The sequence below is a fragment of the Halorussus salinisoli genome (assembly GCA_005239435.1).
In the GTDB taxonomy this organism is placed as follows: Archaea; Halobacteriota; Halobacteria; order Halobacteriales; family Haladaptataceae; genus Halorussus; species Halorussus salinisoli.
The window spans coordinates 666284-692409 of record ML241305.1; the positions used below are offsets into that span (position 1 = coordinate 666284).

General features: G+C 64.3%; 30 protein-coding genes. 21 read left to right on the forward strand and 9 right to left on the reverse strand.

Translation table 11 applies throughout. From position 1 onward, the window contains the following. Positions 1 to 74: 74 nt before the first annotated feature. The 7 genes from E2484_RS03370 (at position 75) to E2484_RS03395 (ending at position 5177) form a co-directional block, all read left to right on the forward strand. The gene (locus E2484_RS03370) at positions 75 to 1265 is read left to right on the forward strand and encodes an MBL fold metallo-hydrolase (RefSeq protein ID WP_137283804.1); all 1191 of its coding nucleotides are present in this window, start codon (positions 75 to 77) and stop codon (positions 1263 to 1265) included. A 24-nt stretch (positions 1266 to 1289) separates the two neighbouring features. Beyond that, the gene (locus E2484_RS03375) at positions 1290 to 1775 is read left to right on the forward strand and encodes a YeeE/YedE family protein (RefSeq protein WP_137283805.1); all 486 of its coding nucleotides are present in this window, start codon (positions 1290 to 1292) and stop codon (positions 1773 to 1775) included. A 47-nt stretch (positions 1776 to 1822) separates the two neighbouring features. Further along, a complete protein-coding gene (locus tag E2484_RS03380) occupies positions 1823 to 2257 on the forward strand; it encodes a YeeE/YedE family protein (protein WP_137284049.1) in 435 nt (144 codons plus the stop codon). 406 nt (positions 2258 to 2663) lie between these two features. Next, a complete protein-coding gene (locus E2484_RS24720) occupies positions 2664 to 2813 on the forward strand; it encodes a DUF7512 family protein (protein WP_170977226.1) in 150 nt (49 codons plus the stop codon). A 2-nt stretch (positions 2814 to 2815) separates the two neighbouring features. After that, positions 2816 to 3853 carry a sulfite exporter TauE/SafE family protein gene (locus E2484_RS03385; protein WP_137283806.1) on the forward strand — a complete coding sequence of 346 codons (1038 nt, stop codon included), beginning with the start codon at positions 2816 to 2818 and terminating at the stop codon, positions 3851 to 3853. 78 nt (positions 3854 to 3931) lie between these two features. Continuing rightward, positions 3932 to 4327: a helix-turn-helix domain-containing protein gene (locus tag E2484_RS03390; RefSeq protein ID WP_137283807.1), complete on the forward strand. Its 396-nt coding sequence runs from the start codon at positions 3932 to 3934 to the stop codon at positions 4325 to 4327. A 202-nt stretch (positions 4328 to 4529) separates the two neighbouring features. Then, positions 4530 to 5177 (forward strand): DUF7095 family protein, encoded by a 648-nt coding sequence (locus tag E2484_RS03395; RefSeq protein WP_137283808.1) that lies wholly within the window; start codon positions 4530 to 4532, stop codon positions 5175 to 5177. 308 nt (positions 5178 to 5485) lie between these two features. On the opposite strand, the gene E2484_RS03400 is transcribed toward E2484_RS03395, so the two are convergent. The 3 genes from E2484_RS03400 to E2484_RS03410 all read right to left on the reverse strand — a co-directional run bounded on the left by E2484_RS03400 (position 5486) and on the right by E2484_RS03410 (position 8378). Beyond that, positions 5486 to 6577, reverse strand: a complete 1092-nt coding sequence (locus tag E2484_RS03400; protein WP_137283809.1) for an aminopeptidase — start codon at positions 6575 to 6577, stop codon at positions 5486 to 5488. A 66-nt stretch (positions 6578 to 6643) separates the two neighbouring features. Further along, entirely contained in the window at positions 6644 to 7507 is an 864-nt protein-coding gene (locus E2484_RS03405) for a universal stress protein (protein ID WP_137283810.1), read from the reverse strand. A 70-nt stretch (positions 7508 to 7577) separates the two neighbouring features. Next, positions 7578 to 8378, reverse strand: coding sequence for a class I SAM-dependent methyltransferase (locus E2484_RS03410; RefSeq protein ID WP_137283811.1), 801 nt, complete (start codon positions 8376 to 8378; stop codon positions 7578 to 7580). A gap of 136 nt (positions 8379 to 8514) precedes the next feature. Here E2484_RS03410 and E2484_RS03415 point away from each other — a divergent pair, with 136 nt between their 5' ends. Further along, positions 8515 to 9195, forward strand: a complete 681-nt coding sequence (locus E2484_RS03415) for an AzlC family ABC transporter permease (protein ID WP_321111700.1) — start codon at positions 8515 to 8517, stop codon at positions 9193 to 9195. Continuing rightward, a complete protein-coding gene (locus E2484_RS03420) occupies positions 9196 to 9537 on the forward strand; it encodes an AzlD domain-containing protein (protein WP_137283812.1) in 342 nt (113 codons plus the stop codon). Between the two features lie 19 nt (positions 9538 to 9556). On the opposite strand, the gene E2484_RS03425 is transcribed toward E2484_RS03420, so the two are convergent. Beyond that, complete coding sequence (locus E2484_RS03425; RefSeq protein WP_137283813.1) at positions 9557 to 10384, reverse strand: deoxyribonuclease IV; 828 nt, start codon at positions 10382 to 10384, stop codon at positions 9557 to 9559. A 137-nt stretch (positions 10385 to 10521) separates the two neighbouring features. On the opposite strand from E2484_RS03425, the gene E2484_RS03430 reads away from it, so the two are divergent. Further along, entirely contained in the window at positions 10522 to 10836 is a 315-nt protein-coding gene (locus E2484_RS03430) for a hypothetical protein (protein WP_137283814.1), read from the forward strand. 74 nt (positions 10837 to 10910) lie between these two features. On the opposite strand, the gene E2484_RS03435 is transcribed toward E2484_RS03430, so the two are convergent. Next, positions 10911 to 11720: a lipoate--protein ligase family protein gene (locus E2484_RS03435; RefSeq protein WP_137283815.1), complete on the reverse strand. Its 810-nt coding sequence runs from the start codon at positions 11718 to 11720 to the stop codon at positions 10911 to 10913. 237 nt (positions 11721 to 11957) lie between these two features. On the opposite strand from E2484_RS03435, the gene E2484_RS03440 reads away from it, so the two are divergent. Beyond that, positions 11958 to 12434, forward strand: coding sequence for a YbhB/YbcL family Raf kinase inhibitor-like protein (locus E2484_RS03440; protein WP_137283816.1), 477 nt, complete (start codon positions 11958 to 11960; stop codon positions 12432 to 12434). A 378-nt stretch (positions 12435 to 12812) separates the two neighbouring features. Further along, positions 12813 to 13730, forward strand: a complete 918-nt coding sequence (locus E2484_RS03445) for a serine/threonine-protein kinase RIO2 (protein ID WP_137283817.1) — start codon at positions 12813 to 12815, stop codon at positions 13728 to 13730. Positions 13731 to 13830: 100 nt separating this feature from the next. On the opposite strand, the gene E2484_RS03450 is transcribed toward E2484_RS03445, so the two are convergent. Beyond that, positions 13831 to 13977, reverse strand: a complete 147-nt coding sequence (locus E2484_RS03450; RefSeq protein WP_137284051.1) for a DUF1328 family protein — start codon at positions 13975 to 13977, stop codon at positions 13831 to 13833. Positions 13978 to 14361: 384 nt separating this feature from the next. On the opposite strand from E2484_RS03450, the gene E2484_RS03455 reads away from it, so the two are divergent. From E2484_RS03455 to E2484_RS03465, 3 genes are all read left to right on the forward strand, one after another. Further along, the gene (locus tag E2484_RS03455; protein WP_137283818.1) at positions 14362 to 14952 is read left to right on the forward strand and encodes a 50S ribosomal protein L15e; all 591 of its coding nucleotides are present in this window, start codon (positions 14362 to 14364) and stop codon (positions 14950 to 14952) included. A gap of 91 nt (positions 14953 to 15043) precedes the next feature. Next, entirely contained in the window at positions 15044 to 15859 is an 816-nt protein-coding gene (gene ubaA, locus E2484_RS03460) for an SAMP-activating enzyme E1 (protein WP_137283819.1), read from the forward strand. Positions 15860 to 15972: 113 nt separating this feature from the next. Then, positions 15973 to 16542, forward strand: coding sequence for a DoxX family protein (locus E2484_RS03465; protein ID WP_137283820.1), 570 nt, complete (start codon positions 15973 to 15975; stop codon positions 16540 to 16542). Between the two features lie 96 nt (positions 16543 to 16638). Here E2484_RS03465 and gfo6 read toward each other — a convergent pair whose 3' ends face one another. Beyond that, positions 16639 to 17706, reverse strand: a complete 1068-nt coding sequence (gfo6, locus tag E2484_RS03470) for a D-xylose 1-dehydrogenase Gfo6 (RefSeq protein ID WP_137283821.1) — start codon at positions 17704 to 17706, stop codon at positions 16639 to 16641. Positions 17707 to 18288: 582 nt separating this feature from the next. Between gfo6 and E2484_RS03475 the strand changes: the two genes are divergently transcribed. The 4 genes from E2484_RS03475 (at position 18289) to E2484_RS03490 (ending at position 21837) form a co-directional block, all read left to right on the forward strand. After that, positions 18289 to 19104 (forward strand): NAD(P)/FAD-dependent oxidoreductase, encoded by an 816-nt coding sequence (locus E2484_RS03475; protein WP_137283822.1) that lies wholly within the window; start codon positions 18289 to 18291, stop codon positions 19102 to 19104. A 301-nt stretch (positions 19105 to 19405) separates the two neighbouring features. Beyond that, a complete protein-coding gene (locus tag E2484_RS03480; protein ID WP_137283823.1) occupies positions 19406 to 20512 on the forward strand; it encodes a hypothetical protein in 1107 nt (368 codons plus the stop codon). A 334-nt stretch (positions 20513 to 20846) separates the two neighbouring features. After that, positions 20847 to 21398 (forward strand): cupin domain-containing protein, encoded by a 552-nt coding sequence (locus tag E2484_RS03485; protein WP_137283824.1) that lies wholly within the window; start codon positions 20847 to 20849, stop codon positions 21396 to 21398. 172 nt (positions 21399 to 21570) lie between these two features. Further along, positions 21571 to 21837, forward strand: a complete 267-nt coding sequence (locus tag E2484_RS03490) for a HalOD1 output domain-containing protein (protein WP_137283825.1) — start codon at positions 21571 to 21573, stop codon at positions 21835 to 21837. A gap of 118 nt (positions 21838 to 21955) precedes the next feature. Here E2484_RS03490 and E2484_RS03495 read toward each other — a convergent pair whose 3' ends face one another. Continuing rightward, positions 21956 to 23245 carry an MFS transporter gene (locus E2484_RS03495; RefSeq protein WP_137283826.1) on the reverse strand — a complete coding sequence of 430 codons (1290 nt, stop codon included), beginning with the start codon at positions 23243 to 23245 and terminating at the stop codon, positions 21956 to 21958. Positions 23246 to 23248: 3 nt separating this feature from the next. Beyond that, positions 23249 to 24361 carry an MBL fold metallo-hydrolase gene (locus E2484_RS03500; protein WP_137283827.1) on the reverse strand — a complete coding sequence of 371 codons (1113 nt, stop codon included), beginning with the start codon at positions 24359 to 24361 and terminating at the stop codon, positions 23249 to 23251. An 89-nt stretch (positions 24362 to 24450) separates the two neighbouring features. Between E2484_RS03500 and E2484_RS03505 the strand changes: the two genes are divergently transcribed. Next, entirely contained in the window at positions 24451 to 25185 is a 735-nt protein-coding gene (locus E2484_RS03505) for a helix-turn-helix domain-containing protein (protein ID WP_137283828.1), read from the forward strand. A 219-nt stretch (positions 25186 to 25404) separates the two neighbouring features. After that, entirely contained in the window at positions 25405 to 26046 is a 642-nt protein-coding gene (locus E2484_RS03510; RefSeq protein ID WP_137283829.1) for a DsbA family oxidoreductase, read from the forward strand. The last annotated feature ends 80 nt before the right edge of the window (positions 26047 to 26126 follow it).

Here is a 26126-nt window from a genome sequence, read left to right on the forward strand (position 1 = left end):
GAACGCTATGTTGTTGGTATTGCGCAATACTATGCAAACCCTTATGAGGGAGCGTCCGAATAGGTCTATTCGTAATGAGTGATTCAGAGTTCCCGACTCCCGACGTGGACGTCGAAGGAATCGAACCCGAAACGCTGAAAGAGAGCATCGACGCGGGCGAGGAGATTTTCCTCCTCGACAACCGCGTGCCCGACGACGTAGAGGAGTGGGCCATCGAAGGAGAGAACGTCGAAGTTCTCAACGTGCCCTACTTCGAGTTCCTCGCGGGCGAACCCGACGAAGAAGTCTTCGAGCAGTTGCCCGACGACCAGCAAATCGTGACGCTGTGCGCGAAAGGCGAATCCAGCGAGTACGTCGCTGGCCAGCTGATCGAGCGCGGTTACGACGCCGCACACCTCGAAAACGGCATGCAGGGCTGGGCGCGCGTCTTCGAGTACAAGGAGATAGACGCCGACTCGGACGCCACCATCGCCCAGTACCAGCGCCCGTCCAGCGGCTGCATGAGCTACCTCGTCGTCTCCGGCGACGAAGCCGCGGTCGTCGACCCCTTGCGGGCGTTCACCGACACGTACCAGCAGGACGCCCGGGCGCTCGGTGCGGACCTGAAGTACGCGATCGACACGCACGTCCACGCCGACCACGTCTCCGGCGTCCGCGCTCTCGCGGACGAAGGCGTCGAGGGTATCCTCCCGGCGGCCGCAGTCGAGCGCGGCGTCACCTACGACGACGCGGTCACGCAGGCCGAGGACGGCGACGTGTTCGAGGTCGGCGACGTCGACATCGAGACGGTCTTCACGCCCGGCCACACCTCCGGAATGACCTCGTACCTCGTGGACGACGCCGTCCTCCTGACGGGCGACGGCCTGTTCGCCGAGAGCGTGGCCCGGCCCGACCTCGAGGGCGGCGACGAAGGCGCGCCCGACGCGGCCCGCCAACTCTACGAGTCGCTACAGGAGCGCGTTCTGGCACACGACGACAGCGTTATCGTCGGCGGTGCGCACTTCAGCGACGCGGCCGAGACGGCCGACGACGGCACCTACACCGCGACCATCGGCGAGTTGAAGGAGACGATGGACGCACTGACGATGGACGAAGACGAGTTCGTGGAACTCGTCCTCTCGGACATGCCGCCCCGGCCCGCCAACTACGAGGAGGTCATCGGGACCAACCTCGGACAGGAAGACCAGACCGACGAAGAGGCGTTCGAGTTGGAACTCGGCCCGAACAACTGTGCGGCGAGTTCCGACGCGATGACCAGCGACTAAACTACCAAGGACTGAGATAGCATCATGGAACCACTCGTAACGTTCGCGGACTTGTTCCCGAACGGAGTCTGGCGGTACGCCGCGGGCGGGGCGCTCATCGGCTTGGGCACCGCCGCCATCTACCTCGGCACCGCGATTCCGGCCGGAGCGAGTACGTTCTTCGAATCGACGCTGTCGTACGTCTCCGACGTACCGCGGTTCAACCGCGCGAAGTACGTCGCCTCGCGCGACTGGCGAGTCGCGTTCACGCTGAGCATCGTCGCGGGCGCGGCCATCTACGCTCTCGCGTTCGGCGAGTTCGGGTGGACGACCGAGGTTTCGTGGCCGCGACTCCTCGTCGGAGGCGTGCTCGTCGGCGTCGGCACTCGAATCGGAAAGGGATGTACATCCGGCCACGGCATCTGCGGCGTCGGGTCGGTGGCTCCCACGTCGCTGGTCAACGTGGCGACGTTCCTCGGAGTCGCTATCGTGACCGCTCAACTGATGCAGGCCGCGGGGGTGTCGCCGTGAGCCGACGCGACGAAGCAGGGGACGGGCAGGAGCGCCATCCCCTGTTCATGCCACTCGTCGTGGTCGGCGGCCTGGTGTTCGGCTTCGGTCTCGGCCTGAGCCACATGGCTCGGCCCGAGGTCGTACTGGACTTCCTCCAGTTCGAGGACTTCGGCCTGGTGTTCGTGTTGGGCGTCGGCTCCATCGTCGCGGGCATCGCGTTCGCGATCGGGGTCAACTTCCTCGACCGAGCGCCGCTGACGGGGCGACCCTACGCCCGGCGGCTGAAGTCGTTCGATCGGAGCGTCCTCACGGGCGGAGTCATCTTCGGCGTCGGCTGGGGTATCTCGGGCATCTGTCCGGGTGCGGCCTACGCCAGCGTTGGTATCGGGAACTATCCCATCCTGATAGCCATCGGCGGGATGTTCATCGGCGCGTACGCACAGGGACTTTGGCGCGCCCGAACCAGCGACGAACCCGCCGCGACTTCGACCAGCGACTGAATCGACTTTCGACCGACTTCGACTCGTTCTCTCGAATCCGTAGTTTCGGAGAGCCACTGCGCCTTCGGTGAGGCGTGGCTGTTCGACCCGCCGAGTGCCAACTGCCACCGATATTGAACTGTTCTACAAGACTCATCGCCCAGTGAGCGGTGGTTCGAGCTATCGACGCACCGGCGAGCAGTGCGTGAGTCCCCCGTCGTCGTGCGCGGTGTGTAATCGGCTACAGCCGCCGACCGATTTCGACTCGCGCTCGAGCTGTAGTCACGCATAACGTATGTCTAACCACGCGTAGGATAGCGGAATATGGTATTGTGCACTAATCCCAAAACCGTTAAGTAGAGTAGTCGGTTAGCTACAGTTGCGCAGAAATACATGAAATCCACAATACTGTATCGAGGGTCGAATCATGTTCGGGATTGAAACCGTGTCGGGGCCTGCCGGGGCCGCACTGCTGATCGGCGTCGTACTGCTGGAGGCGATTCTGCTGTACGTCGGCTACGGAATCTTAGAGCGCCTGTTCGGGCCGACCATCACGGAACTCCTCCGGGGTGAGTGACGATGGAGATATTCGGTGTCGCGGCGTCCCTGCTGGGAATGTTCGCCGGGTTCGGACTGCTCATCGGCCTCCTGTTCGGATTCTTCGGGATGGGTGGGTCGTTCCTCGTCACACCCGCGCTCCTCGTGATGGGGTACAAGACGGACGTGGCCGTCGCGTCCGGACTCGCGTTCGTGTTCGGAACGTCGGTCATCGCCACGCTCAAACACCGTGACCTCGGGCAAGTCGATTACAAACTCGGGGTCCTGATGATCGCCGGAACGACCGCCGGTATCGAAGTCGGGAAGATAGGACTCCACTGGCTACAGGACATCGGATTCGCCGACACGGTAGTCAGCGTGGCTTACGTGGCACTCCTCGGCGGTATCGGCGTCTTCATCACCTACAATGCGATCAAGGGTGACAGTGGCGGCGGTGTCGGCCACGACGCCGAGGGCGACGGTGAAATCGACGCAGACGACATCCCCGAAATCGCCGAGACGATTCAGTCGTACCGGGTCCCGCCGATGATGAAGCTCAGGGGTGGCGTGCGAGTCTCGCTCTGGATGATTCTCGGCGTCGCGTTCGCCACGGGCCTATTGTCTGGCTTCCTCGGCGTCGGTGGCGGCTTCATCCGGATGCCCGCCCTGTTCTACCTCATCGGCGTTCCGGTCCCGGTCGCCGTCGGGACCGACCTGTTCGAGATCGTATTCTCGGGCGGTCTCGGGAGCTTCCTGTACGCGATGGACGGCGCGGTCAACCTGACAATCGTGGCTCCGCTCCTCGCCGGAAGTGCGCTCGGGGCACGACTCGGTGCCGCGGCCACGAGCCTCGTCGAGGAGGGCGACATCAAGGTGTACTTCGGCGTGATGCTGTTGCTGGGCGCTATCGCCGTCGCCGTGCGCAAGGTCGGTGGCGTCATCGAGATGCCCGTCCTCGACGTAGTTAGCCTCGCCATCATCGTCGGTGCCGCGTTGCTCGTGAGCGGTGCAGTGGTCGTGAGTTCCATCCGGGAACTCCGTGCCGAGACCAGCGAACCCGTCGCGTCGGCCAGTGACTAACCCGACGCGGCCGTGTGAGGCAGTGTTGTGCGGGCTATGCAAAACCTTTTACGTGCTTGGTTCTTACCGACAGGTATAATGGCAGACTCGATGGCTGAATACCTTCAGAAGGACATGGAGTGTGAGGGACTGTTGGAGTGCATCCACGGCCTGAAGGAACTCGACCGGGAGTGCTTCCAGGCACTCGTAGAGACCGAAGAGCCGTTGACTATCGACGAGGTGGCCGACCGGGTGGACCGCGAACGCTCCACCGCGTATCGCTCCATCCAGCGACTCCTGCAGTCCGGGTTCGTACAGAAAGAGCAGGTCAACTACGAGCAGGGCGGTTACTACCACGTCTACCGGCCGACCGACCCGGACGAAGTGGCCGACGACATGCAGCGGATGCTCAACGACTGGTACGCCAAGATGGGCCAGTTGCTTCAGGAGTTCCGCGACAAGTACGACCAGCAACCCGTCGCGGTCGAGAACTGACCGGCGACAGCTTTCCTCGTTGGCGATAGCGAGAACCGTTATTTTTTCGGCCCGACAGCTTCCGGTTCGTAACCATCGCTCGACGTGAACTGACCGCGACTTCCAACCCGACGTCGGCAGTCGGTGGCGTCCCAACGCTCCGCGTTTCACGGCGCACCCAGACACACCACCGTTAACCCGTCCGAACGCCAACCGACGAGTAATGAATCGAGACGAGGCTATCGAACGCGTCGAGGAGATTCTCGCCGCCGTCGAGAACGACACCATGCCGGTCCCGGTCCGGGAGCTATGGGTGTACGGCGACGTGGCGCTCGGACTCGACCCGGTGGAGCGACTGGACGTGTACGTCACCAAGGACATCCTCCTGCGAGGCGACGACGGCGATGCCGCCGAACGGTTCCGCAAGTCCCACGGCGTCGAAGGCGTCGGCAAGACCGTTCGCGCGGAGTGGGCCGAAGAGCACCCGGAGTTCATCCGCGCCAACGACAGCGGCCACGCCGCGCCGGAGAAGTGTCTGGCCGCCCACCTCCTGCCCGAGGACGAACCGGTCCACCTCGAAGTCTGCAACTCCAGCTTCGAGGACAACGTGACCCAGCGACTCAAGGGAGCGATAGACCGTGAGGCCTACGAGCAGATTCTGGACCCGCGCGGCGTCTGCCTCTGGGCAGAGGGCCAGCGGAGCGACGAGGCTCTCCGCAAACTCCGCGAGAGCGAACTCGCCTTCCCGACGCTCCCCTCCGCGCTGGAGATGCTCGGCATGGACGAGGAGGAGACCCAGGAGGCCGCCGAAGCGGTCGAATCCTACCGGAAGCGCCAAGAAGGCGCTACCGTGCGCGGCGACGTGGTGTAACCACTCGCAGTAATCGGCGCGGAGTGGGGTTGGCGAACAGACTGTGTCCGAGTTTGCGCGAGGGTCCACAGCGCACCCGCCTCGGCCGCCCGCGCGACGGGTTTCAGGTCACGGGCGAGGTTCGTTCCGTTCTGGTACCTATACCCTTGCACGGCACGCCGATAGTCGCGCCGCGATTCGCGGCGGAAACTCGGGTTTAAGCAATATTTTCGTTTCTTAAAGAATGATAAAGGTCTCTTTGGTGGAGTTCGTTCTCGTCGACGCGGCGAACGCCGCTCGCTCACTGCGTTCGCGGTCGAACTGCGTCCCTACCCCTCGAACCCGTCCTCGAACCGGAAGGTGCCGTCGCGCTGGACGATTTCGCCGTCCACTTCGATGAACGAGTCGTCGCTCATGTCCACTATCATGTCGGTGTGGACCGCGCTCTCGTTGAGCGGTTGGCCCTCGGGCACCGTCTCCTCGATGGCCTTGCCGACGGCCAGGTGGACCGTGTCGCCCATCTTCTCGTCGAACAGCACGTTGTAGGTGAACCGGTCGATGTCGCGGTTCATCCCGATGCCGAGTTCGCCGAGGCGGCGGGCACCCTCGTCGGTGTCGAGGATGCTGGCCAGCAGGTCGGCGTTCTTCGAGGCGTCGTGGGCCACGACTTCGCCGCCCTCGAACCGGAGGTACGCGTCCTGTATCTCGCGGCCGTGACGGAGCAGGGGTTTGTCGAACAGCACTTCGCCCTCCACCGAGTCGGGGACCGGCGCGGTGAACACCTCGCCGCCGGGGAGGTTCTTCTCGCCGTAGTCGTTGACCGCCTTCATGCCCGCGACGCTCATCCGGAGGTCGGTGGTGTCGCCCGAGACGACGCGGACCTCCTCGGCGGGGTCGAGAATCTCGACCATCTGCTGTTGATGGTCCTTCTGGGCGTCCCAGTCCTTGTCTATCGCGTCGTAGACGAACGCCTCGTACTCCTCGGTGCTCATCTCGGCCTTCTGGGCGTTACCGGACGCCGGGAACTGCGTCCCGACCCAGCGCTTGCCCATGCGGGCCTCGCTGACCGGTCGCCGGGCGCGTCGGAAGGCCGCGAGCGTCTCCGTCGGAACGTCGCTCAGTTCCGCGGTGTTCCGGTCTCCCTTGATCAGGACGAACGCGTCGGCCGCCTCCGTCATCGCCAGCAGGTGCTCGGGCGTCTCGAAGTCCTCGGCGTCGCTCGCCCGGAGGTACGCCCGAGTCGCGCGCTCGCTCTGGAGCGAAATCGAGGGGTTGGCGCCCACCTCGCCGATTCGCTCGGCGACGGCCACCGCGAGGTCCTCGGCGGCCGGTGGTGCCCGAACCAGCACGTCGTCGCTCGGGTCGAGGTCGGTACAGTGGTCGACGAGAATATCCGCGTGGGTTCGGATTCGCGGGTCCATACGAACACGGACGTCGACCGGTCTGATACGTCTTTTCGAGTCGCGCGACCGACGCCTGCGCTCTCGCTACCGGCGCACCGTCAGGACGGGCACCGGCGACGTGCGGACGATGCGCTCGGTGACGCTCCCGAGGAGGATTCGGTCCGTGCCGCCTCGGCCGCGGGTACCCATGACGATCAGGTCCGCGTCGTTGTCCTCGACGTAGTCGAGAATCGCCTGGTGGACGCGCCCGCGGAGGACGTGCTTCTCGACGCGTTCGACGCCGGCGTCGTCGGCGCTGGCGGCCACGTCGGCTATCGCTTCCTCGGCGACGGCCTCGAACTCGTCGTTCACGGACACCGAGCGGACGTCGAACCCGAGCGACGCGTCGTCGACCACCGAGACGGCGTGGAGGGTGGCGTCCACGGCCGCCGCGAGGTCCACCGCGCGGTCGGCGGCCGCGTTCGCGGTCTCGCTCCCGTCGGTCGGCACGAGGACGTTCTCGTAGGGAAACGACGTGCGGGCCTCCTCGTGGGTCCGCACCGTGAGGACCGGCACGTCCGCGAGGCGGACGACCTTCTCGGTCACGCTCCCCAGCAAGTACCGCGAGAGACCCGTCCGGCCGTGCGTCGCCATCACCACGAGGTCCATCCCGCGCGAGTCGGCGTAGTCCGCGATGGTCGTCGCGGGGTCGCCCTGCACGACCTCCGACGCGCAGTCGACGCCTCGCGTCCGAAGGTCGTCCTCCACGGGGTCCACGATGTCCGTGCCCTCGCTCTCCAGGGCGTCCACCACGTTGCCGCCGACCACGGTCACGCTGTCCCGGTTCGTGCTGGCGACGAACACGACGTGGACCGTCGCGTCGAAGCGGTCGGCGACGTCGGCGGCGTGCTCGATAGCGGCGTCGCCCCCGTCGCTCCCGTCGACTGGCAGGAGAATGTCCTCGAACATGACGTTTGGAACATTAGCGAGGAATAACAAAGAGGTTAGCACTCGGGAGCGCGGAGACGGTTCTACGGCCTCAAATCGACCCGACGGTTACGTAGAAGGGGACGACCTCGGCGCGTCGGTACTCGCCGTCGCTCATCTGCTCGACGACGGCCCGGCCCATCTCGCGCCAGTCGCTCCGGAGGTCGTCGTACTCCGCCACCGAGAGGTCGCCCGCGAGCAGGGTCGCTCGGTCGTCGGCCAACCCCTCGCCGCTGGCCTTCCGGCGGGCCGAGTGCAGGTCGCGGTCGGCGTAGGGCGGTTCGACCGTCCGCGTGTGGTAGTGACGGCGCGTGGTCGCGTCCGAGAGGCCCGCCTCGCGGAACGCCTCGCGGGTACCCTCGCCGCCCAGCGTCACGTCGGTCTCGACGCCGCGCAGGTACGCCCGGCGCGCGCGGGCCGCGAGGTCGCTCTCGGACTCGACGGTCGATTCGACCGAGACTCCGGCGTTGTCGGGTTCGACCGCGGCCACCAGGTCCGACGAGACCCGACGGAACTCCCGAACTGCGGCGACGGGGTCGGGAAGGTTGATGAGCAGGGCCTGACAGACCACGAGGTCGAAGCTGTCGTCCGGAAACGGCAGACGGAGCGCGTCGCCCGCGACGGTTTCGACTCCCGCCCGGTCGCGGGCGACCGCGAGGAGGTCGGGGTCGGCGTCGACGCCGACGACTTCGCCGGGCGTCTCGCTGGCGAGGACCCGCGAGAGTTCGCCCGTGCCGCATCCCACGTCGAGGACTCGCTCTCGGGAGTCGAGTTGCAGGTCGGCCAGCGCCGACCGGTCGTCCCACATTCCGCGGCGCGTGTCTCGAAGGTAGTCGGCGGAGAACTGTCGCACGGCTGATTCTGGGTCGGGGTTGGAGGTGCGCGGTGAAAAACGGGGCGGTCCGGGCGAGCGAGTCCCCGGGCGTTCGGCCCGAACGCTTCGCCGGAAAACCAAGGATAATATCGTTGGCCCCGCCTACGAACGGGCAGTGTCATCTCCTCGTGCCGACTTCCTCTCGGGCGTTCGAGTCGCCTTACCGATTCTCCTCGGGGTGTTCCCGTTCGGGATGGTGGCGGGCGTCGCCGCGATTGGTGCGGGCATCCCCGCAATCGAGGCGTTCGCCATGTCGGTCGTCATCTTCGCCGGAGCCTCCCAGCTCGCGGCGGCCGAGCTCGTCGGTCGGAACGCGCCCGCCGTCGTGGTCGTGTTCACCGTCCTCGTCATCAACCTCCGGATGATGATGTACAGCGCCTCCATCGCGCCGTACTTCCAGCGCCAGTCGACCCGGTGGAAGGGCGCGCTGGCGTACCTACTCACCGACCAGGCCTACGCAGTCTCTCTGTTACGGTTCGAGAACGACGAGGACGTCTCCCGGCGGTGGTACTACCTCGGCGTCGCCAGCGCGCTCTGGGTGACGTGGCAGATAGCCACGGTCGTTGGTATCGTCCTCGGCGCGAGCGTCCCCGACGGCTGGCGACTGGAGTTCGCGGTCCCGCTGGTGTTCCTCGCGGTACTGGTCCCGGCGGTCACCGACCGTGCGACCGGGACCGCCGCGCTCGTCGGTGGATCGGTCGCAGTCGCCGCCAACGGACTTCCGTTCAATCTGGGACTGATAGTCGCCGCCGTCGTCGGCATCGCGGCCGGGCTACTGGCCGAGGAGGTAGCGTAGATGGCGACCGACTACGGCACGCCGACGCTGTGGCTCGTCATCATCACTGCGGGAGTCGGGACCTTCCTCATCCGACTCTCCTTCATCGGACTGTTCGGCCTCCTCGACGACGTTCCCGAGGGAGTCGAGCGCGCACTCCGGTTCGTTCCCGCGGCGGTGCTGGCGGCGCTGGTCGCTCCACAGTTGGTCCTCTCGGACGGGTCGGTCGCGCTCTCGCCCGCGAACCCGCGACTGCTGGCGGGCGCGCTCGCGGTGCTGGTGGCGTGGCGAACCGAAGACATTCTGGCGACGCTCGTCGCCGGGATGGCCGGCCTCTGGCTGTTGACGTTCGCGCTCGGGTAGAAAGCGAGGACGGGACCGACTACTCCCGCAGTTCCTTCACGCGCTCGATGTTCCACGCGAAGCCCTTGCCGTCCTCGTGAGGCGTTTCGAGGACGAGGGGCACGTCTTCGAGGTCCGGATGGTTGATGAAGGCCCGCATGCCCTCTTCACCGATGAGGCCCTCGCCGATGTGGGCGTGTTCGTCCTTGTTCGTGCCGCACTCGTGCTTCGAGTCGTTGAGGTGGACGCACGTCAGATGCTCCAGTCCCACCACGTCGTCGAACTCCGCGATGGTGTCGTGGACCGCCTCCTCGGTGGAGAGGTCGTAACCCGCGGCGAACATGTGGGCCGTGTCGAGGCACACGTCGAGGTCCTGCTCGGAGCGCGAGAGGACTTCCGCGAGATGCTCGAAGTCACCGCCGAGTTTCGTCCCGGACCCGGCGTCGCTCTCGACGAGGACCGTGACGCCCTCCGGGACGTCCAGTTCGTCCAGCGCGCTCGCGGCGTTGTCGAGACCGCCGTCGACGCCCGCCCCGGTGTGTGCGCCGAGGTGGACGTTGACGTAGGGGACGTCGAGTTTGTCCGCGGCGTCGACCTCCTTCTGCATCGAGTCGATGGACTTCTCGCGGAGATCGTCCTTGGGAGTACAGAGGTTCACGAGGTACGACGAGTGGATGACCCACGGCCCCACGTCGTTCTCGGCCGAGAGCGTGCGGAACTGCTCGGCCTCGTCGTCGCCGATGTTCGGGTCCTGCCACACCTGCGGGGAGTGAGTGAAGATCTGTCCGCAGTTGCCGCCGTCCTCGACCTGCTCGTCTACGGCGTTGTAGACGCCGCCAGCGATGGATTCGTGCGCGCCAACTCTCATGTATTCGGGCAGGAATGGGAGGGTCAAAGGCGCTTCGGAACCGGGGCCGGATTACCGTCGAGTCGGGACCACCACCGTATGCCGTGCAGTATTCTACCAATCCACACGCTTATTGGATTCCGAGGCTTACGCGGGGTGTGCCCATCGCCATCGACACCTTCGAGGAGGGCGGCGAACGGTACTCCATCGAGGACCGGATCGTCGAGTTCCTCAGGGAGAACGACCAGCAAGCGTACAACGTCCGGGAGATAACCGAAGCAGTGATGGAGACCGGGTGGTCGGAGTCCAACGTGGACCACCCCATCGAGAACGGAGAACTGATCGGGTGTATCCTCGACCTCGCCACGGTAAGCTCGATTCTGGACCAACTCGTCGACCACGGTGCGCTGGAGCGTCGGGTCGTCGACGCAGGGGAGGGCGAACGAAGCTACTACCACACTCGCGCGGTGTAGTCCCCGATTCGGAGATTCACGCGGCGTGGCCGAGGAGTTCGACGACGAGGGGCCGGAGACGTTCGGGTTCTAACTCACTCGGTCGGGTCCTCGCGGTGGCGGACCCACGCCTCACTCCCGAACTTCGCTTCGGCGCGCTCCTCGGCGCGCGCCAGTTCGTCGTCTGTCCAACCGCCCTCGTCGGCGTCAGCCCAGTCGCGGAGGGCACCTTCGACCGCTTCGACGGCCTCCTGCCGGCCGACTCCGGCCTGCTCGTTCATGGTCGTCACGCGCTCGCGGAACTCCGCGGGCGAGGTGTCGGGGTCGGCGAAGGTCGAGAGGTGGCGGTCGGCGTCGAGGTCGAACTTGAGCGACCCGTGCTGGATGACCGCGTCCTTCCGGCGATACTGGGCGTTGCCCGAGATTTTCCGCCCGTTCGCTACCACGTCGTGGGCCGGGTGAAGTTCCCGGAGGTAGCAGGCCGGTTGGTGAATCTCGGGCAGTTTCTCGTCGGTGAACTGGGCGTCGATGCCGAGTCGCTCGAAGGCGTCGAAGACGGGTTCGCAGAGCAGTTCGTAGGTGTCCATCAGGTCGCCCGGCAGTTCGTCGGCGGGCGCGACGATGGAGTAGGAGACGTCGCCGTATCGGTCGTGGTAGATGCCACCGCCCCCGGTCGGCCGTCGCGTGACCGTGATTCCCTCGCGGTCGCAGTAGTCCCACGCCACGGTGTCGGTGTCCTGACGATAGCCCAGCGAGAGCGTACTCGGGTCCCACTGATACACTCGGACCGTCCGGGGACCGCCTTCGGCCGCGGTCTCCGCCGCGATTTCGTCCAAGGCCATGTTGAGCGGGCCGCGTCGGGACTCCTCTCGAATCAGCCGCCACTCGCGGTCGGACAGCGCCATGTCGGGACGTTCGGGCGAGGAGACCAAGTGGATTGCGAAGCCGAACAACTAAGTAGTTTAGGCCACCCTAAACTAGATATGGGACTGGACCGATTCGGCAAGAAGCGCGCGAAGCGAACTCGAACGTGGGCGGCGGTGTGCGCGGGTCTGTTCGGCGATCCCGCGTCCGAGGAGCGCGACGAGACCCAGTAGCCGTCACGGCTTTTGACGTGGGCGGCGAGGTCCGAGGGGGGAACGATGTCCGAACTCTCGATGCGAACCTCGGCGTTCACACACGGGGAATCGATTCCCGAGAAGTACACCTGCGAGGGCGACGACGTGTCACCGGAACTGACCGTCGCGGACGTGCCCGACGACGCGGCGGCGCTGGCGGTCGTGGTGGACGACCCCGACGCGCCCGCCGGAACCTTCACCCACTGGTTGCTCTGGAACCTGCCCGCCGACACCGTGGAGATTCCGGAGGGCGTGCCTCGACGCGAAACAGTCCCGGACCTCGGCGACGCGAAGCAAGGCGAGAACGACTTCGGCGACGTCGGCTACCGCGGCCCCTGTCCGCCGGAGGGCGACGGTCCCCACGAGTACCGGTTCACGCTCTACTCGCTGGACGAGCGACTGGACGCGGACGCGGGCGCGCTCCGGCCGGAGGTCCAGGACGAACTCGACGCCAAGACGCTCGACTCCGACCAGTTCACCGGGACCTTCGCGCGAGTGTGAAGACGACGCCGCGACGACCGACGCCGCACTCCCGGTCCGCCGCCAAGAACGAACGACGACTAGCGTCTTGTCCACCGTTGCAACTTGGTGTACCCTTCTAGATTCTACTTCTCCCCTGTTGGTGAGAAAATTCGTGTTAGTCAAGTAAACTATCTCCCGGCGCAGTTTTTCGAGTGTTTAACTACGAAACCACAATCTGCCTCGAATTCTGCGTTTTGTATCGCCGTACTTGGTTTATATCTGGTGGCCAGATGTGCTTATCCGAAACCGGGATAGAGTTCGTCACCCAAGTATCCATTTACGGCCTGTATTCGAATCGAACTACCGCGGTCGGGCGTTGCGCGGGGCTTTTATCCGGCGAGCGACTACGTGGCGGTGATGGTCCAGAACGTCGCGGGCATGCTGACCGAGTTGGAAGCCGAGGACTTCCACTTGCTGTCGGGCATCGAGCAGGGGATGCGCTTCTCGGAGTGGGTCGCCCGCGAGAAGATTCCCGAGTTCTCGCGGCTGACCACCGAGGAGGTCGATTACCGCCTCGACAGGTGTCTCGACCGCGAGTTGATCGAGCGCAAGACGATACAGTACGAGGGCTACAGCCTGAAGTTCGAGGGGTACGACGCGCTGGCGCTCCACACCTTCGCGGAACGAGACACCTTGGAGGGGTTCGGCTCACCCCTCGGCGTCGGCAAGGAGAGCGACGTGTACGAGGTCCAGTCGTACAAGCCGCTGGCGCTGAAGTACCACCGCGAGGGGTACACTAACTTCCGCGAGGTCATGAAAGAGCGCGACTACACGTCCGACCGCGAACACGTCTCGTGGCTCTACACCGCCCGGAAGGCCGCCGAGCGCGAGTACGAGGCGCTCGAATCGCTCTACCCCGACGTGAAGGTTCCCCGACCGGTCGACCACAACCGCCACGCCATCGTGATGGAGAAGATAGACGGCGTGGAGCTCTCGCGGACGAAACTCGAAGACGAGCAGGTGATGCCGATTCTCGACCTCATCCTCTCGGAGATGAGCGACGCTTATGCGGAGGGCTACGTCCACGCCGACATGAGCGAGTACAACGTCTTCGTCAACAACGAGGGCATCACCATCTTCGACTGGCCGCAGGCGACTCCGACCGACCACGAGAACGCCGACGAGTTCCTCGAACGCGACGTGGACAACGTGGTCGGCTACTTCCGGCGGAAACACCCGCAGCTCGTGCCCGACGACATCGACACCGCGGCGCTGGCGTCAGCGCTCGCAGACGGAGCGTTCGAGACCGTCGGCGAGTACGGTTCCGCGGAGTAGAGAACTGTCGGTCGGCTTCCTTCTGCTGGTCGGTGAGTCGGGTCTCCTCCTCGAACGACCGACGGCGTGACCACTGACGACCGCGGTCAGCAATTGGCCGTCACAGCACCAGCGAGACCACCGCCAGCACGAGGAAGGCGATCACCAGCCACTTTGCGATGTCCATCGACAGGCCCGCGACGCCACCTGCACCGAGTGCCGCTGCGATGATGGCGAGGACGAAGAAGCCGATAGCGAGTTCGAGAATGGCCATGCTATCGACCCCCCGAAGGTCGCGTCTGTCGAGCGTCGTCGAGTCGGTCACTGGCTATCTCGTATGCCATGTAAAGACGTAGTGGACCGAGGCTCTTTGTTATCCGCCGACTAATCGATTAACTGTCGAATACAGTCGAAACGGGACGTATGGAACGGTCTGCAACCGAAATCGGACGCTCGAAACGGAGGACGAAGACGAAGGCCTTAAACCCGAACGACGTGAAATTCGGGCTAACTCGCTGGTAGACGGGCACCAGCGGGCACCTGTGGGCCGCGGGCGGGCAGTTCCGCCCGCCCGCGGCCGCAGGACGGAATGTGGCCTGCGAGGTTCGATACGTCTCGCAGGCTGAACCACACAACGCCCGTGGTGACAACCATGGCAAAAAGTTTCTACTCCCACATCAAGGACGCGTGGAAGGACCCGGACGACGGCGATCTCGCCGAACTCCAGTGGCAGCGAAAGCAGGACTGGCGCGACCAGGGCGCTATCGAGCGCATCGAGCGACCGACCCGCCTCGACAAGGCCCGCGAACTGGGCTACAAGGCCAAGCAGGGCGTCGTCGTCGCCCGCGTCAGCGTGCGCAAGGGGTCGGCCCGCAAAAAGCGGTTCAAGGCTGGCCGACGCAGCAAGCGGCAGGGTGTCAACCGGATCTACCGACGCAAGAACCTCCAGCGCATCGCCGAGGAGCGTTCGAGTCGGAAGTTCCGCAACCTGCGCGTGCTGAACTCCTACTGGGTCGGCGAAGACGGTAGCCAGAAGTGGTTCGAAGTGATCCTGCTCGATCCCGAGCATCCGGCTATCGAGAACGACGACGACCTGAACTGGATCTGCGACGACTCCCACAAGGGCCGTGCGTACCGCGGTCTGACCAGCGCCGGACAGAGCAACCGCGGTCTCCAGCAGAAGGGCAAGGGCACCGAACACAACCGCCCGAGCAACAACAGCGGTCAAGGTCGCGCGAAGTAAGCAGACCGCACGCGCCGTGCCCGAGCGAATTTTTCACTCTTTCGAACCGACCAGCGGCGGGTTTTTACACCGAGACCACCAACCCCCGGACATGAGTCTCTCGCTCGACCCGACCCAACTCGACCGCTACTCCCGGCACATCATCATGGACGAGGTCGGACCCGAGGGTCAGCAGTCACTGCTCGACGCCGCGGTGCTGGTCGTGGGCGCTGGCGGCCTCGGTGCGCCGATTATTCAGTACCTCGCGGCCGCGGGCGTGGGCACCCTCGGAGTCGCCGACGACGACGAAGTGGAGTTGAGCAACCTCCAGCGCCAGATTATCCACGGGAACGACGACGTCGGTCGCCCGAAAGTCGAGTCGGCGGCCGACTTCGTGGCCGACCTCAATCCCGACGTGACGGTCCGGACACACGAGGTCCGAGTCGAACCCGACAACGTGGCGGGGCTAATCGAGGACTACGACTTCGTGGTGGACGCGACCGACAACTTCCGGACGCGCTACCTCGTCAACGACGCCTGCACGCTCTCGGGCACGCCGTTCTCCCACGGCGCTATCTACAAGTTCGAGGGACAGGTCACGACGTTCACCACGGAGGGGCCGTGCTACCGGTGTCTGTTCCCCGAAGCGCCGCCGGAGGGGATGGTCGCCGACTGCGCGAGTACCGGCGTGCTGGGCGTGCTTCCCGGCACGGTCGGATGCGTGCAGGCGACGGAGACGGTCAAGTACCTGCTCGACGAGGGCGAACTGCTCGACGGCCGAATGCTGTTCTACGACGCGATGGACATGACGTTCGAGGAGGTCGAGTTCCGCCGGAATCCCGACTGTCCGGTGTGTGGCGACGACCCCATCGAAACGCTTTCGCAGGTCGAGTACGCCGAGGAGTCCTGTCCGGTGAACGCCGACTGAACGACCGGCCCGCGAACTTGTTCGGCGTGGAGTATATCGTTCTCTGAAACTGGGAACCACTCTCTATTTATATACCCTACAGGCGCGTCTGTTCAACTGTAAGGTGAACTCCGATGGCAACTAACGAAATCAAAACCAGAGTGAACGAGTTCGAAAGCACGATCGGCGGCGTCACGGTCCACGGGAAGGCCCACAGCCTGAGCGCGTGGTTCGTTCTCGCGTTGCGGTTGATGATGGGCTACGCCTTCCTCTACTCGGGTTGGGACAAGATTACGGCGGCCGAACCCTTCAGCGCGACCGGCTACCTGATGAACGCGGTTCCGGCCGAGAGTCCGCTGGTGGACATGTTCCACTGGATGGGTAGCACGCCGTGGTTCGCCGACTTCCTCACCATCGCCGTGCCGTGGGGCGAACTCCTCATCGGGTTGGCCCTGCTGGTGGGCGCGCTGACCCGCCTCGCGGCGTTCTTCGGCGCGTTCATGATGCTGATGTTCTACTTCAGCAACTGGGACGTCGCCCACGGCCTCATCAACGGGGACTTCGCGTACATGCTCGTCTTCCTCGCCGTCGCGGCGTTCGGTGCGGGCCGCATCCTCGGGTTGGACGCGATCATCGAGCAGTACGACCTCGGTGGCGAGGCGCTGGTCGAGCGCTACCCCAAACTGCGCTACGTCCTCGGCTGAACGCTCTTTTCTCGAAACGTGAAAGCGACGAACTACTCTTCTCGTTCTCGTTCGCGGCGCTTGCGACGAGTTTCGGCTATAACTCCGCGGCCGACTCTATAACTCCACGACCGACCCCTGTTCGGCGCTCTCGTAGATGGCGGCCATCGCCTCCAGGTCCGTGAGACCGTGGCGGCCGTCGGGGTGGACGTCTCCGCCGGTCCGGAGTTGGTGGGCGAAGTAGTCGAACTCTTCGAGCATCTGGTCTACCTGCTCGTAGTCCACGTCGGCGGTCGTCCCCTCGACTTCGAGGGCTAACTGCCGGTCCTGGCGGTCGAAGAACGCGGGTTCGATACGGACCTCGCCCTCGGTGCCGACGACCTTCAGGTGGCTCGACCGGTAGGCGTTCTGGCTGGCCGAGCAGGCCGCCAGCGTGCCGTCGTCGAATCGAATCTCGAAGGTGGCGGCCTCGTCGGGCACGTCCGCGAACGCATCGTCCTCCGAGCGCGCGAACGACGAGACCGCCACGGGGTCTGCGTCGAGGACGAAGCGCGCGGTGTTCAGCGGGTAGATGCCGAGGTCCATCACCGACGCGCCGGGACCCGAGAGGTCGGGGTCGAGTCGCCACTGGTCGGGGTTCGGAATCATCTCCAGCAGGTCCTGCGACATGCTTCCGTGGACGAGAACCGGGTCGCCGATGGCTCCGTCGTCGACGAGTTCGCGCGCCCGTCGGACCGCGGGTTCGGTCTGCATCCGGTAGGCGACCATCAGCGTCACGTCGGCCTCCTCGCAGGTCTCGACCATCCGGCGGGCGCGCTCGGGGGTCGCCTCCATGGGTTTCTCGCAGAGGACCGCCTTGCCGAACTCGGCCGCGGACTCCGCGAACTCGAGGTGCTTTGCGTTCGGCGTGGCGACGTAGACGGCGTCGTACTCGTCGGTGGCCTCGCCGTCGTGGAACTCGTCGTAGGTAATCGCCGTTTCGGCGGCCTCGGCCACGTCCTCGGCCTTGTCGTGGTCGCCGCTGACCACCACGGTCGTCTCGCACCAGTCGCTGTCCTCGGTCGCGGGGATGGCCTCCTCGCGGGTCCACCACCCGAGTCCGATCATGGCGAATCGAACGGGTTGGAGGTCCGATTCGGTCTGCCAGTCGCGGCGTCCGAACTCCGAGAGGGCGTCTGCGTCCATAGCGGACGCTCGGCCCCCACGGTGACGTAGCTTTCGGCGGACGTCCCCGGCCGTGCGCTCCCCTCGGCGTTCTGCCTCGGTACGCCTCTCTCGATTCTGCCTCGGTACACATCTCTCGATATTCCCCCTGCGCACGACTCTCGACACCTAACTCCGGCGCGTGCTGGCGCGGCGCGACTGCGCCGCGCCAACCGCGCGAGGTCTTCAGGAGCGGAGTGACTGAAGGCTCGTCAGAGTGTGCCTCTGACGGTGGACGACTGAGCGAAGCGAAGGAGGAGGCTGGGGTGGAGGAGGCCCGCGGTAAGCTGTGCGGTTGCGGTGCGGTTGCGGGAGCGGTGCAGTTGCGGTACGAATGGCTCACGAGTAGCTAGCTTCTTCGCTTCCTCTCGAAGAGTTCCGAGCCTGAATCAGCCTTTCGACCGTATTCAGACGGTCGTTCACACGTCATAGAACGAAATGTCTATACTAAAGAAACTATATCACATGTTTGGGAAATAGAAACCAATCTTACAGACCATTCCAAGCGGGTCGACGTCACAGCGAACGGTCTATTGCGGCGGCACTCCGAGAGACAACACGAGCATGACAGACCGACAGAACGGCGACGGCAACCAGCACTACGACGTACTCGTCGTCGGCGGCGGCGTCGCGGGCCGGTCGGCGGCCATCTACACCGCGCGAAACGGTCTCGAAACGGTGATTCTGGACGCGGGCGGGTCGATTCTCCGTCGGAACGCCAATCTGGAGAACTACCCCGGATTCCCGGCGGGCGTGGACGCCCGACTCCTGCTGGAGATGATGCTGGACCAGGCCGAACGCGCCGGTTGCGAGTACCGAGAGACCGAGGTCACGCGGGTCCGACGACCCGACGGGAGTCGCGGCGATTCGACAGAGGGGAGTCGAGTCGGAGCGACCGGCGGCGGATTCGTGACGGAGACGGCCGACGGCGGTCGCTACCGGTCGCAGTACGTCGTCGCCGCGACGAAGAACGCGACCGACTACCTCGAACCGCTCGACGGCCCGGAGTTGGTGGACCGCGGAAAGACGTTCGTTGCGACCGACGAGAAGGGGCGAACCGGCGTCGAAGGACTATACGCGGCGGGGCGACTCGCCGGAAAACCCCATCAGGCAATCGTCAACGCCGGACACGGTGCCGAAGTCGCGGTGACGCTCCTCGAAGACGACGACCGACCCTTCTACCACGACTGGGTCGCTCCCGAGGGGTACTTCACCGGCCGCGGCCGGGAGGTGCCGCCCGGATGCGAGGAGATCGGCGACGACGAGCGCCGTAGCCGCGAGGACGATTCGCGTTCGGCGATGCAGGACTACTTCGACGAATCGCATCCGGACGAACCGGAGATGCACCCGAGCGTGGAGAACGCCGAGGAGACCGATTAGAACGTTCGTTTTACGTCGTCTCCGACATCGGAGTCGGTGGAATCAGCGTTGGTGAACGAGGAGTGACGTTGGTTCAGAAAGCCCCCGCCCGGTCGTGGTCGCTCAGCGACGTATCCTCGCTCGCTTCGCTGTCTCGGATAGAGGCCGCTGAGACGACCACGGGCCAGAGGCCCGCGACCGGGCGGCCCCTTTCAGTCCCACCCACGGTAGAGTGGTCGCCCGAGTGCCCGCGGAGTCGAGGAAGTAGCGGCCGTCGGAAGGATGCAACGGATACAAATCGCCGCGAAACCGATACTCGCGCATGCACACTCGTTCGGTGGCGCGGGGAGCCACGCTCCTGACTGCACTCGGCGCGGTGCCGGTCGCCTCGGCCCACGGCGGCGAGGCGACCCCGCCGATGCCCCAATGGTTGGCGCTCGCGGTTCTCGTCGTCGGGATTGCGGCGACGGTCGGGAGCGCGTACGCGCGGCGCTGGACCTCGGCGACGGCCGCGCTCGGGGGTGCGTTCGCGGGGCTCGTCGTGGCCGCAGTCGGAGCGGTCGGGTTGGTCCAGCTCTCTCCGGTCGAGACGCTGGCGACCAGCCAACCCGCCATCTCGCGGGCGTGGTTCGGCCCGCTGACGCTGGGCATCGGTCTCGCGATCGTAATCGGGAGCCTCGTCGTCGGCCGGGTGCGCTGGTCCGACCGACCGCGGTACGCCGCGCTCGGGATGGTCCTCGGCCTCTGGGTCGCCTACCCCGTCCTCGTGCCGGGGTCGCTCACGAACCCGGTCGGCTACCTGCTCGCCGCGACCGCGCTGGCGACCGTCGGCTACGTAGTCTGGCGCGACGGAAAGGTTCTGCTCGGCCGGGCGCTGGCCGACCGACCGAGCAGGTGGTTCGGGGCTGGCACGGGCGTGGTGGCCGGTCTGTTCTTCATGTTCTCGATGGGCATGCTGACGTTCGTGCCGGAAGCGGGCGGCGGCGTGGACCTGAGCCGGAGCTTCGTCACGACCGCGCGGGTCGCCAATCCCCTCGTCTACTGGCCCGGCGTCGAGTTCCACTTCCACGACTTCCTCGGGACGACGCCACTCAGCGGCGTCCTGTCGGTCGGGATGGGCGGCATGGTCGGACTGGTCGCGGTACTGGTCGGGTTGAACGCCGCGCTCCTCGCCTACCAGTGGCGCGCGAACGCCACAGGCGGCGGTGCGGAAGTGACCACCGGCTCTGCGGCCGTGGCCGCCCCGAACGCCTGCTGTTGCTGTGGCCCCGTGGTCGCCGAACTGGCCGTCGCATCGGCCGGTCCCGCCGCGGCCGCGCCGCTCTACTGGCTCTTCGTGGACCTCGCGTCGCCACTCGGCGCGCTGTTCTTCGTGGCGAGCATCGCCCTACTGGTCGGGAATCTCGTTCGGGCCGGAACTCGCGCCTGAGACTCGTCGCGCTTTACCCTCGACGGTCGTAGAAGCACCACTCGACTTCGGGCGGGTCGTCGGCCCGTTTGCGGTACTGCTCCACCGCGGCCTCGCCGAGGTAGCAGGGAAGCAGGAGTCCTCTAGTACGTCGAGACTACCGGTAGCCCGGGGACGTTGGACTACACGGCTCCGTGAAACTCTCTTCGATCGAAAAGGGTAGAGAGAAATCTCCCCCGTCTCGGCGGAAACGGTAGTTACCCGTTAGTATTGACGATTTTCCTCGAGACAATTTACCGTGACTCGGGTGAACGATATGCTCGCTATAAAATGTCGTGGATAGTCGCTGGAAGAGATGTCAAGAGGAGAGAAATCACCGCGACGGCGCGACGTTCTTCGAGTAAGCGCGGGGGCCAGCCTGCTCGGTCTCACAGGGCTGACGGCCAGCAGTGCAACCGCACAGGAGGAGACGACCACGGAAACCGAAGACGACCACGACGGCTTCGAGGTCGAGATACTCGGAGAGCCCGCAGCCTTCTCCGACGACGTGGCTGCGACGTTCGAACTCACCTTCGCCGACGCCGAGGACGAGGAACCCATCGTCATCGAGATGGACGATGCGTCTAACGTCATCGTGGCCGAGGCGACGTGGACGGAGGGAGCGAGGTCCGGCTGGCACCAGCATCCCGGGATGTCCATCGTCCACATGGTCGAGGGGGAAATCGAGTTCACGATAGCGGATGATTGCGTTACCCGCACCTACGAGGCGGGTGATGCGTGGATCGATCCCGGTGCCGTCCACACGGCGGACAGCGAAGACGGAGCGCGAGCCTACGTGATCTTCCTGGGCATTCCCGAGGGGGAACCAGCGACGGAGTCGATAGATCCCGAGTCCGTCGACTGCTGACTATCCAGTCCGAGAACGTGGTGGCTCACGATGGCAAGCGAGTCCGGGGAGTGTCCAGCAGACTGTTGTACCGCATCGGTCTCGGGCCAACCACCGACCGCCCAGGAACACCCGACAGTACTGTATATGTTCGTCAACGCTCTTTTATCGCCTCTCTCGAAGAGTACACGAGATGACGGCTGTCCACGCTGTGAACGGAATAGAAAGGAGCCAACGGAAAGCAAGTGTGATCGCCCTCGAAGCGTTAGAAGAGCACGTCAACTGGGAGTCGCGGGATTCGACCCTCTACGATTTCGTCGATACAGATGCGCTCGATAGCCTGGTCAGCCACGCCGGAGATTCGGACGTGTCCGTCGAGTTCGATATCGAGGGTTTTACCGTGACGGTCTGGCAGACTGACGACGAAATCTATTCTCGCGTTTACGATCGGCAAGAGTAACGTTACGTACCGACACCATCACGGTCCGGCGATTGGAGAGAAAGGCGCGACATCGAGGCATCGGAACCGTCAAAAACGGGTTGAACAGGCGGGGGCGAACTACTGTCGATTACTCCTCTCAGTCGTCGGACGTCGTCTGTGCCGGTGATTCCGGGACAGGTGCCGGTGGTTCGTGCGTGCCGAAATCGGGATGAGTCTCTTCCATCCAGAAGTACACGACCGCACCCGAGACGAACATCAGGATCGCCGTCATGTAGAAGGCGGCCTCGGCATTCACGAACTCCATCGACAGTCCGATCAGAATCGCGCCGACGCCGTAGCCCGAATCCCGCCACATCCGATAGACTCCCATCCCTGCCGACCGCCACGTCGGATGGGCCGCGTCGCTCGGAACCGTCATCAGGTTCGGATACAGCAGCGCCATTCCCAATCCGGAAATACCGGCCAGAATCGCCCACGGAAGGTATCCGGTGACGAACACCATCCCGAGGACTCCCGCTCCAGCGACGAACATGCCTACGACGACCGGCGGGCGTCGACCGATGCGGTCGGCGAGTCCACCGGTCGCGATCTGGAGGAAGTACATCGCGCTGTGGACGCCGACGACGACGCCGACGGCCGCGATTCCCAGACCTTGGCTCGTGAGATACAGCGGTACTGCGATCCAGAACAACGTATCCACGAAATTTTCGACGTGTCCAGCCTGTGCCGCGGCGAACAGCGTCTTGTCGCCGTAGGTCGCCCGCTTCAAGACTTCGTTGAACGGCAGGTTCGCGTCGTGGTGATCGTCGTCGCCCTCGGCCTGCGCGTACTGAACCGTCTCCTTGATCAGGAAGATGGAGATGAGGAACGCCAACACCACGACGGCGGCGAGGAAGTAGAACGGCTCGGGTCGGAGGCTCGTCCGGCTCGCGATGACACCCGTGATCCACGCACCGACGGCGACACCGGTGTAACCGAACGCCTCGTCGATGCCGACAGCCAGTCCACGTTGGTCAGGGCCAGCGAGGTCGATTTTGGCGTTGATCGCCATGCTCCACGTCAATGCTTGATTGACGCCCAACAGGACGTTCCCGACGGTGATCCAGCCCCAACTCGGCGCGAAGATGAGGATGACCGGGAGCGGGAGTGCAGTCGCCCACCCGAGGATGAGGACGGGCTTGCGGCCGTACTCTTCGCCCCACTTGCCCGCGTAGAGATTGAGGAGAGCCTTGACGAATCCGAACGAGACGACGAACGAGCCGATGACGAACAGCGACTCGACGCCAAGCACGTCGCGACCCAGTACGGGCACGACGGCGCGTTCGGACCCGATAGTTAGGCCGGTCGCGAACACCAGCAGGATGTGTAGCGAGAACTGGCCGAGATGTTCGCGGATACCTTGTTCGAGGGTCTTCGTCTCACTCATGAGTTATTCGGCCGCACAGCGGTTGGGTCCCAGTTCGAGGTCGGACAGTTCCTCGTCGGGCACCGATTCCCGACCGACGTTCGCTCGCTTGACGCGCTCGAAGTTCGGCGGGTGATCCGGGACGTCCGAGGCGAGCGTCTCTACGAACTCTTCCCGGTCACGTCCGAGGTCCTCGTTCTGCGCTTCGACTTCGCTCAGCGTCGCCGTCACAGGCGGTTCCGGCGACCCCGAATCGTGGGCCGGAAGAACGACTGCGTCGTCTGCCCGGTCACGGAGTCGCTGGAGGCTCTCGTAGAGCGTCGCCGCGTTGCCTTCGACGTCAGAGTCTTCGATACCGGCTTCGACGCCGAGTTCGACGCGTCCAACGCTTTCGTGAAAGAGCGTATCGCCCGTGATGAGCGCCTCGCCACCGACGTCGAACGAAACGCTCCCTTCGCTGTGCCCCGGCGTGTGGACGACCTCGATGTCGGCGTTTCCGACTCGAATAATCTGGCCGTCTTCGAGTGGGGTTGCGTCGATAGCGAGCGCGTCTTTCGGATGGAGGAAGTACGGAACGCCGTGACGAGTGGCGAGTTCCTCGCCTCCAGAGACGTGGTCGGCGTGAGCGTGTGAGTCGAACACGGCGACGAGTTCGGCGTCGTAATCGTCGACGATCTCCTCGTACTCTTCGACGTAGCGAGACGGGTCGAACACGGCAGCTTCGTCGTCCGAAATCAGAACGTGGGAGAGACAGCCCTTGCCCGGACGGGCGACCTGAACTAGTTGCCCGTCGAGGTCGACGGACACGGCTGCGTTCCGGTGGACGCGGCTCCACCCGTTCATTCCGTCCGTGAGCGTGATGGCGTCGTATCCCATCTCTCGGAGAACGTCAGTCGCGGTCCGCGAGACGACGCCTGCGGCACAGACGGTGACGATTTCCGGTTCGTTGGGGAGTTCTTCGAGAGCGTCTTTCGCTGCGTCCTGATCGTCGACCAGTTCGTCGTACACGTCGACGTTGACGCTGTCTGGAACGTGCCAGTCGTCGTAGTCAGCCTGGTGGCGAATATCGAGGACGAGAAGACCCTCCTCGTCGGCCTGCAACCGGTCGGCGAGTTCGTTCGGACTGATTTCAGTCATCGGTACTCCTCTGTACGGTAAGTATCTGGATATAGGTGGTGCCGGTCATGACCGGCACCGTTAATTCGGGTGAGACCGAATCTGTTTCTATGAGTCTGTACGAGGCTTCGTTCCGGGTGAAACACGAGTGTCCGTACCGGAAAATCTCGGAACGGTATCCCGACCTCAAGATACGCGAGTGGTACTTGAGCGACTGCCAAGTCCTCGAAATCACCTCCACAGCGGCACCGACAGACGAACTGCTCGAGGAGATAACGAAGCTAGGGAGTATCCTTCACCAGTCGGTCGACAGTACCGGTCTGCACGTCGTTACGCAGTCTTGCCTCTGTTCGCTCGAGGACTCCATTATCGACCGATTCGAGGAACACAACTGCCTGTATCAACCGCCGACGATACACCAACAAGGGTGGGAGCATTACACGGTAATCGCCTTCGACGAAGCCGACGTCCGAGCGTTGCTTTCGGACTTGGAAGCAGATCGAGACATCGAAGTACTCTCGAAGACCGCCATCACGGAACAACAGATCCCGCACAGTATGCTAGCTCCGGTCGACCAGTTGTTCGACGACATCACCGAGCGACAGTTGGCGGCACTCCAGTTGGCCCTCGAGAGCGGGTACTACGAACAGCCCCGAAGAACGTCACTTCGGGAACTCGCTGAACGGACGTCCGTGGCCCGGTCGACCTACGAAGAACACCTTCGGAAGGCGGAGAACAAGTTGCTCACGAATGCGGGTCAGTTCTTACGGTTGGTGACTGCGACCTCTGCCGTCAATCCATTACAAGTTGAACGGTCAGAAGCGCCCGAACAGAGTGCTGACTAAAAGACGTTCGCACATCCGATCCAACCCCGTCAGAAGTGGATCGTCTAGACGAGGCCTTCGGCATCGTTCGGCAGGTGCAATCCTCGAACTGCTCGGCAAGCAGGGAACGGTCCGCTCGGAGTAGAATCCCTCTACACGGACTGTCCTCGTGAGGAGAGGCAACCGGAAGGCTTCGCTTCGGGTGATGGGCTTTTCCCTCTCGCGCCGTAACGCGGATGTATGAGTACGATCGACGAAGACAGACTCACCGTCTTCTCGGACTACGTTTGTCCCTTTTGTTATCTCGGGAAAGCGGCCATGGAGGAGTACCTCGAGGAAGCCGACGATCCGCCGGACGTCGAGTGGCACGTCTTCGACCTCCGGGGCTACAAGCGTCAACCCGACGGAAGCATCGACCACGACGTAGACGACGGGAAGGACGACGACTACTTCGCGCAGGTCCGCGAGAACGTCGAACGTCTCAAGAACGAGTACGACGTCGAGATGACGCTCGACTACTCACTGGAGGTCGACTCGTGGGACGCCCAGAAGGTCTCGTTGTACGTCGAGCAAGCGTACGACGAGGAGACCTTCGAGGCGTTCCACGAGCGCACGTTCGAGGCACTCTGGCAAGACGGCCGTGACATCGGCGATTCCGTCGTCATCGCAGACATCGCTGACGGCGTCGGCGTTCCCGAAGACGAAGTGTACGACGCTATCGACGACGACCAACTCGAAGCCGAGATGAAACAGCGCTTCGAGGAGGCGAAAGAACGGGGCGTCTCGGGTATCCCCACGTTCGCGTACGACGGCCACGCCGCTCGCGGGGCGATTCCGCCACATCAATTCGAGCGACTCGTCAACGGAGCAGAAGGTCGCTGATTACGGTCGTTCTGGATACACCGCCGGCTTCGTCTCGTAGTAGTGGTCTTGAGGAGAGGAATAGTTGACTCTGCAGATTC

Coding starts and splice junctions, on each gene's coding strand:
- E2484_RS03400 (WP_137283809.1), bottom strand. CDS start 6,577: ATGGACCCGCGAATCCGAACCCACGCGGATATTCTCGTCGACCACTGT.
- E2484_RS03500 (WP_137283827.1), bottom strand. CDS start 24,361: ATGACTGAAATCAGTCCGAACGAACTCGCCGACCGGTTGCAGGCCGAC.
- E2484_RS03425 (WP_137283813.1), bottom strand. CDS start 10,384: ATGAGAGTTGGCGCGCACGAATCCATCGCTGGCGGCGTCTACAACGCC.
- E2484_RS03435 (WP_137283815.1), bottom strand. CDS start 11,720: ATGGCGCTGTCCGACCGCGAGTGGCGGCTGATTCGAGAGGAGTCCCGA.
- ubaA (WP_137283819.1), top strand. CDS start 15,044: ATGAGTCTCTCGCTCGACCCGACCCAACTCGACCGCTACTCCCGGCAC.
- E2484_RS03405 (WP_137283810.1), bottom strand. CDS start 7,507: ATGTTCGAGGACATTCTCCTGCCAGTCGACGGGAGCGACGGGGGCGAC.
- E2484_RS03390 (WP_137283807.1), top strand. CDS start 3,932: ATGGCAGACTCGATGGCTGAATACCTTCAGAAGGACATGGAGTGTGAG.
- E2484_RS03485 (WP_137283824.1), top strand. CDS start 20,847: ATGTCAAGAGGAGAGAAATCACCGCGACGGCGCGACGTTCTTCGAGTA.
- E2484_RS03380 (WP_137284049.1), top strand. CDS start 1,823: ATGCCACTCGTCGTGGTCGGCGGCCTGGTGTTCGGCTTCGGTCTCGGC.
- E2484_RS03455 (WP_137283818.1), top strand. CDS start 14,362: ATGGCAAAAAGTTTCTACTCCCACATCAAGGACGCGTGGAAGGACCCG.
- E2484_RS03505 (WP_137283828.1), top strand. CDS start 24,451: ATGAGTCTGTACGAGGCTTCGTTCCGGGTGAAACACGAGTGTCCGTAC.
- E2484_RS03465 (WP_137283820.1), top strand. CDS start 15,973: ATGGCAACTAACGAAATCAAAACCAGAGTGAACGAGTTCGAAAGCACG.
- E2484_RS03445 (WP_137283817.1), top strand. CDS start 12,813: ATGGTCCAGAACGTCGCGGGCATGCTGACCGAGTTGGAAGCCGAGGAC.
- E2484_RS03420 (WP_137283812.1), top strand. CDS start 9,196: ATGGCGACCGACTACGGCACGCCGACGCTGTGGCTCGTCATCATCACT.
- gfo6 (WP_137283821.1), bottom strand. CDS start 17,706: ATGGACGCAGACGCCCTCTCGGAGTTCGGACGCCGCGACTGGCAGACC.
- E2484_RS03475 (WP_137283822.1), top strand. CDS start 18,289: ATGACAGACCGACAGAACGGCGACGGCAACCAGCACTACGACGTACTC.
- E2484_RS03495 (WP_137283826.1), bottom strand. CDS start 23,245: ATGAGTGAGACGAAGACCCTCGAACAAGGTATCCGCGAACATCTCGGC.
- E2484_RS03395 (WP_137283808.1), top strand. CDS start 4,530: ATGAATCGAGACGAGGCTATCGAACGCGTCGAGGAGATTCTCGCCGCC.
- E2484_RS03490 (WP_137283825.1), top strand. CDS start 21,571: ATGACGGCTGTCCACGCTGTGAACGGAATAGAAAGGAGCCAACGGAAA.
- E2484_RS03370 (WP_137283804.1), top strand. CDS start 75: ATGAGTGATTCAGAGTTCCCGACTCCCGACGTGGACGTCGAAGGAATC.
- E2484_RS03375 (WP_137283805.1), top strand. CDS start 1,290: ATGGAACCACTCGTAACGTTCGCGGACTTGTTCCCGAACGGAGTCTGG.
- E2484_RS03440 (WP_137283816.1), top strand. CDS start 11,958: ATGTCCGAACTCTCGATGCGAACCTCGGCGTTCACACACGGGGAATCG.
- E2484_RS03510 (WP_137283829.1), top strand. CDS start 25,405: ATGAGTACGATCGACGAAGACAGACTCACCGTCTTCTCGGACTACGTT.
- E2484_RS24720 (WP_170977226.1), top strand. CDS start 2,664: ATGTTCGGGATTGAAACCGTGTCGGGGCCTGCCGGGGCCGCACTGCTG.
- E2484_RS03385 (WP_137283806.1), top strand. CDS start 2,816: ATGGAGATATTCGGTGTCGCGGCGTCCCTGCTGGGAATGTTCGCCGGG.
- E2484_RS03480 (WP_137283823.1), top strand. CDS start 19,406: ATGCACACTCGTTCGGTGGCGCGGGGAGCCACGCTCCTGACTGCACTC.